This is a genomic window from Heyndrickxia coagulans DSM 1 = ATCC 7050, assembly GCF_000290615.1.
GTDB classification, from domain to species: Bacteria; Bacillota; Bacilli; order Bacillales; family Bacillaceae_C; genus Weizmannia; species Weizmannia coagulans.
This window is the reverse complement of record NZ_ALAS01000249.1, coordinates 1-1,801: the sequence shown is the minus strand read 5'-3', so window position 1 is coordinate 1,801 and position 1,801 is coordinate 1. Positions and strand designations below refer to the sequence as shown.

The following is a 1,801-nucleotide window of genomic DNA, read 5'->3' as shown; positions in this document are numbered from 1 at the left end:
CAAAAGTTAATTGATGTTCGGTCTTTTTGTACATCGTAACAGCCTCCAAGTGCAAGGTTTTTTACGTGTTTCCTTTGAAATCCTTACACTCTATATTCGACAAAAGTAGCCAAAATCCTTGTCAAATCTGGAATTTTTGCTTATTCAGCAAGCCCTAACTACAAGATATAGTCCTAAATTATAAAAAAAAGACGGTAATTCATCTCCCCATTAAATTACGGAGGATAATGACCGCTTTACCTAAATGCCCTTGAGAACCTTTTCCTTGTTTTTTTAAATGTCACAGAACTAGTTTTATATTGTTGGTTTTCCTGGTTGTCTTGGGAATACAAAATAGGAAAGGGAAATAAGTAAATCAATGATTAAAACAAGCGACCAAATCCCCAGTACTTGAATAAGCGCCTTTGTCCGTTCATAGTCATTAATAAAATAGTAAATAATTCCAATTAAACTTGCCCCAATTAAGTACGAAAGAAGATGACGCCCCCAGCTTTTCAAATTCTGTTTGGCAAATTGTAATCCATATAATTTAACCGGTTTTGGTCCGGTTTTTGTGATATAGTACTGAAAATGCTCATCAGCCCAACGAATCATGCTTTTTCCAAATCCAACAGAAATACCAATATAGATAGCTGCGAGTGCATGAGCTTTTGTTGCCGTCGTCCCGCTATAAAGGTCGAAAGTTGCAGCAATTATCAAGATCAGGTCTACAACAGGTGTTAGTGCCAAAAAGATGAAACCCAGCTTCTCCTTCTTCAATAAATAACGGAAACTCAACCCAAGTAAAATAAAAACCCAAAAGCCGATTTCACAAGCAATTATTAACCAAATTATCCAATTCATTTCCATCACCTTTTTTTACAAAATAAGAATCAAAATACAGGGAAAAATTTTGATAACGATTTTTCCCAAACACCAGGCATCACCGTTTTTTAATACAAATGTGCTAAATAAATCATAACAAACATTTTTATTTAATACAAGTGTATTATTTAAATTTTTATGGTAAACTGATAGTATGCCAAAAATTGTTGATCATGATAATAGAAAAAAAGCAATTGCTGAAGCGACTTGGCAAGTTATTTTAGAGCAAGGAATGAAAGGGGCGACAGTACGAAATATTGCTAGGAAAGCGGGGCTATCATTAGGCGCTCTTAGACACTATTTCTCCACCCAAGAAGAATTGTTAATTTACGCGATGGATCTGGTGAAAGAGAGAGTGGCTGAACGGGTTGAAAAAATTGCTTTAAAAAACTTGCCGCCAAAGGAAATGATTTTACAGATGCTTTTGGAAATTGTTCCGACAAATGAAACGACAAGAGCTGAAATGGAGGTTTGGCTTGAATTTGTATTATATTTCCGCAATAAAGGAAACAGGGAAAGCCAAAATGATGGGATTTTGGAGGGGATTCAAAAGCTGTTGGATTCACTGGATCGGGCGCAATTTCTAAAAAAAGAGATCGACAAAGATTTGGAAACGGAGAGATTGTGTGCATTAATTGACGGATTGGCTATTCACGCCATCTTGAACCCAACAAGACTGACAAAAGAGCGGATTATCTCGATATTGGCTCATCATATCGACGAAATTTGTCATTTTTAATTTTCGGTACATTTAAGGGGTTAGAAAACACGCCCCTTTTCATTCGCGGTGTCTCTCTTCTATATTTTGATTCATTTTCAAGTATAATGTTTAAGAAGTTTTATGTTTCAGAGCCCTTGCCAAAATGCTATATCCCCTGAAACTGTAAGCAGTCAGACAATTAAAGGTCGTTGATTTATTCCACTAAAGAAAAAAGAC

Annotated in this window: 2 protein-coding genes; one reads left to right on the top strand and one right to left on the bottom strand. The window is 35.8% G+C overall.

The genetic code is table 11. The features are described from left to right. Window positions 1-294 precede the first annotated feature (294 nt). Window positions 295-843 (bottom strand): hypothetical protein, encoded by a 549-nt coding sequence (locus tag IC21_RS13245; protein WP_014096362.1) that lies wholly within the window; start codon window positions 841-843, stop codon window positions 295-297. 175 nt (window positions 844-1,018) lie between these two features. On the opposite strand from IC21_RS13245, the gene IC21_RS13240 reads away from it, so the two are divergent. Beyond that, the gene (locus tag IC21_RS13240) at window positions 1,019-1,603 is read left to right on the top strand and encodes a TetR/AcrR family transcriptional regulator (protein WP_029143158.1); all 585 of its coding nucleotides are present in this window, start codon (window positions 1,019-1,021) and stop codon (window positions 1,601-1,603) included. Window positions 1,604-1,801 lie beyond the last annotated feature (198 nt).

What these genes read in the sequence shown, in the direction of transcription:
- IC21_RS13240 (WP_029143158.1), top strand. Translation starts at nt 1,019, where the DNA reads ATGCCAAAAATTGTTGATCATGATAATAGAAAAAAAGCAATTGCTGAA.
- IC21_RS13245 (WP_014096362.1), bottom strand. Translation starts at nt 843, where the DNA reads ATGAATTGGATAATTTGGTTAATAATTGCTTGTGAAATCGGCTTTTGG.